Source organism: Colwellia sp. E2M01, assembly GCF_018860585.1.
Lineage (GTDB): Bacteria > Pseudomonadota > Gammaproteobacteria > Enterobacterales > Alteromonadaceae > Colwellia.
The window spans coordinates 46,781-50,591 of the sequence record NZ_JAHKPR010000022.1 but is presented as its reverse complement, the minus strand read 5'-3'; the positions used below and the strand labels follow the sequence as shown (position 1 = coordinate 50,591).

At 38.9% G+C, this 3,811-nt stretch carries 2 protein-coding genes; both read left to right on the top strand.

The genetic code is table 11. The features are described 5' to 3' along the window. Positions 1–3,002: G8 domain-containing protein (locus tag KO502_RS04365; RefSeq protein WP_216021347.1), on the top strand; the 3,002-nt coding region annotated here is incomplete at its 5' end. Positions 3,003–3,311: 309 nt separating this feature from the next. Next, positions 3,312–3,668, top strand: coding sequence for a ribosome-associated translation inhibitor RaiA (raiA, locus tag KO502_RS04360; protein ID WP_216021346.1), 357 nt, complete (start codon positions 3,312–3,314; stop codon positions 3,666–3,668). Positions 3,669–3,811 lie beyond the last annotated feature (143 nt).

The following is a 3,811-nucleotide window of genomic DNA, read 5'->3' as shown; positions in this document are numbered from 1 at the left end:
CAGATCCGACACCTGAGCCCACGCCAGATCCAGAGCTAGTTGAAGATATTGTAATGGAGATGGAAAATTTCCTTGAATCAAGTCGTGATGAAGCAGCCTTTGACGGCGATGTAAATGATGGCTTTTTGGTTGATGGTGGAACTATTAGTTGGAATACCAGTGGTGACTGGGCCGATTATCGTATAAATTTCAATGCAGTGGGGACATGGACAGCATCAATTAGTGCAGCAACACCTATTAATGATGATACTAATGTCGTGCTTTATGTTAATGATGTCGAAGTGGCTTCTGCGCCAATAACTTCGACCAGTGCTTGGGATGTCTATGCAAATTTTGATTTAGGTAACTTTCAAATCAACTCGATAGGTGATCACGATATACGTATTCAAAGCCGTGGTGGAAGTACTTGGCAGTGGAATGCTGACAATGTCACTTTTAAGTTCAGCCCACCTATAGGTGAAGCAGTTAAAACGACGGCAATTAATAGTGGCGCTTGGTCACAGGCTTCAACGTGGGACAATGGGTTACCAGATGCGACTAAGCGCGCAATTATTCCCCAAGGAACAACAGTATCCTTATCAGGTACTAACTTAAATGCTAACGGCGTGGTTGTGCAGGGTATGTTGACAGCGAATGAGCAAGCTAATGCTGATATTTCATTAAGTACAGATTGGATACATGTCAATTCAATGGGGGTCTTTGAAATTGGTAGCGCGGCTAATCCTTTTGATGAAAGTAATTTCACCTTGACGTTAATTGGCACAAACCCAATAGCCGATTGGGATATTGAAACTGCGATGGGAACAATGGCTGTAAATGATAATAACTCATTCATTATGGTCGCTGGCGGCGGACGTTTACAGTTTTATGGTGATGATAAACTGACCTTTACACGTTTATCACAAACAGCATCAATAGGGTCAACTTCAATTGTTGTTCGTAATGTCATTGAGCGTAACTACGATGGTACAACGTCTAGTTCATCTGACGGTGCATTAAATTGGCAAGTAGGTGATCAAATAGTTATTGCCAGCTCTTCAAGAAATTATTCGCATGAAGAGGTGAGAATTATCAGTGCGATAGATGATTTAGGTGATGGTAATAGTGAGATCGAGTTTAATGAGAGCCTGAATTATCGACACTATGGTGAGCAAGAAACTTATGGATCTGCTGACAATACTCGTACTATTGAAATGCGTGCTGAAGTTGCTTTGTTAAACCGCAATGTAAAAATTCAAGGTCTTGCTTCACAAGATACAGATACTAACTTTGGCAACAGAGAAAACTTTAATGTTGGTGTAATTGAAGGTGATGGTGCTGGTGTTGGTGGTAACATTATGATCATGGGCACTGCAGGTCAAATTACGTTAGACAGTGTTCAACTTAATGGCATGGGACAAACTGGCCGATTAGGTCGCTACCCTTTCCATTGGCATTTAGCTGGTGATCGTAATGGTGATGAACTAAGAGGTATCTCAATCACTAACTCTAATAACCGTGGTATTACTGTACATGGAACACATAACGTATTAATTCAAGATGTTGTCTTACATGATATTCATGGGCATGGATTTTTTATGGAAGATGCTGTCGAAACGGGTAATACGTTTTTATCCAATATTGCTTTCGCCATTCATAAAGTAGGTGGTGATAGCCAAGCAGAGATTAACGATCCATTCCTTGTTGATACTCATGACCATGCAGGACAAAACTCAACGCGATTCTTAAATTCAGCCGGTTATTGGATGACTAACCCTGATAATACATGGATAGGTAATGTTTCTGCCGGATCTGAAGGTACAGGTTTTTGGTTTCTTTTCCCTGAAAAAGCGATAGGTGCTTCTGCAAGTGACCTGCAATACGCAAGCGTGCAACCTGATCGTGTTAACTTCGGTGAGTTTGAATACAATTCGTCACACTCATCACCTATAGGGCTTAATTTCGATCGCGGTAGTGATATTGAAGTTCCTGTTGGCGCTACGTTAAAAGATACATTTGATGGTGATGAATACCGCCCGAATCTTGAGCCACAAGTTTATAATTACACCGCATATAAACATACTACCGGTATATATCACCGGGCAAGAACGGGTAACTTCGAGAAAATATTCTTTGCCGATAATTTTACCAGTTCATTTATTACTTTCACGCAGCGCATTACTGACTCTCTATACGTAGGTCATAGCCGCGGTAATAGCGACCTTAACCAAATTGTTACTGGCCATAGCTTTTATGACGGGGCAAATACGTTAGACGGCACTCATTTCGCAGGTTTTACCGCAGACAATGCTCATATGTTAAGAACTGAATCTATTGCAATTAGGCATACACATTTTGTAATGCGTAATACCTCGTTTGAAAATGATGGTACAGCCACGAGTTTGAGTTTTTCAGGTCCAGCGGGCAAAATGACAAGCTACACCCCTATAGGAAAAACAATGCCTTCTGTACTTTACGATGAAGATGGCACGTTGACCGCTAGCGAGGGTGGGGAAGCAGGAAATACGGTTATCCCAGATCACCCATTCTTTTATAATGACGATGATTTTAAACCCGTTGGCTGGAGAAATGCGAGAATATCAGATGATCTTTATGCGGTATTTAGACTGCGAGCGACTCAAAATCCAACGTTCCGTATAACCACCGCTACTGGTGTGCAAGCTACTGGTAACCCAGGTACAGGTCAGTTTGCTGGTACGAATACCTTAATGAAGTTAGATGATGGGGAATACGCTGTAGAGCTGACTCAAGGTAATAATTCAGCTTCATCAGGTTTTGATGTATTGTACTTTGCGGTAAATGGACCTAGAACAGGCTCTACTGTTGTGCAATTTACTAATATGGCTAATGATTTTTCAGTAGGCAATCGTACTTATGTTAATGACTTAACGACACTAAAAAATGCAAGTCAAACCTCTTGGACACGTTGGGATGGACACATTTATGTTAATTTCTTTAGTGTCAACTCAGAAGGCGACCGCGTTAATTTTGTTTCACTTTAGCGTATTGTTATTTTCAACTAAAAAGAAGAACGTTGCCAATATTAATTGTTGATACATTTTCTTACTTTAGATGAATAGTATTATAACTATTTATACGCTACTTTTAATATAGGTGATAAATAATGCTAATTAATAAGCTTTGAAAATAAATGATAAATATTTCGTTTACCTACTTGTTTTAGTATAAGTTGCCCTCAGGTCTATATTAAGTGACACATTGTTATTCAACGATTAATAGAATAATTGAATACAATTGCCATTTAGGCGCATAGTCATTAGAAGTTAATAAAACAGCAAAAGGAATACCCTATGAAAATAAATCTTTCTGGTCACCACGTAGAAGTTAATGATTCAATCAGAGAACATATCGAAGAAAAATTTTCTAAAATTGCTAGCCATTTTCCAACACTCATTGCGTTAGAAGTTATTCTTTCTAAAGAGCACCATAAAATTAAAGTAGAATTAACAACAAATTATGAAGGTGGGCATATTGCAGCTACCGGTAGTGATGAAGTTATGTACCCTGCTATTGCTAGTGCAGCTAAAAAATTAGATGCGGCATTGAAACATAGAAAAGGCCAATTAAAAGCAAACTTGCATACTAAGCCCGATACTACAACGCCAGAAATAGCTCATGAAAGAGTTCAGGAAATGGACTTAAGTTAATTGTTCTATTGCTTTAAAGTATATACCACTAAAACTGCTGAACTTTGTTCGCAGTTTTTTTTTGCTTTTTTATTCCTTAGCTAAGTAATAATACCAATTTGATTAAATTTCTTCCCAACTCAGAGCTATGCTCTATGTGCAAT

Excerpts from the sequence above, each read along its gene's own strand:
- raiA (WP_216021346.1), top strand. The coding sequence starts at position 3,312 with ATGAAAATAAATCTTTCTGGTCACCACGTAGAAGTTAATGATTCAATC.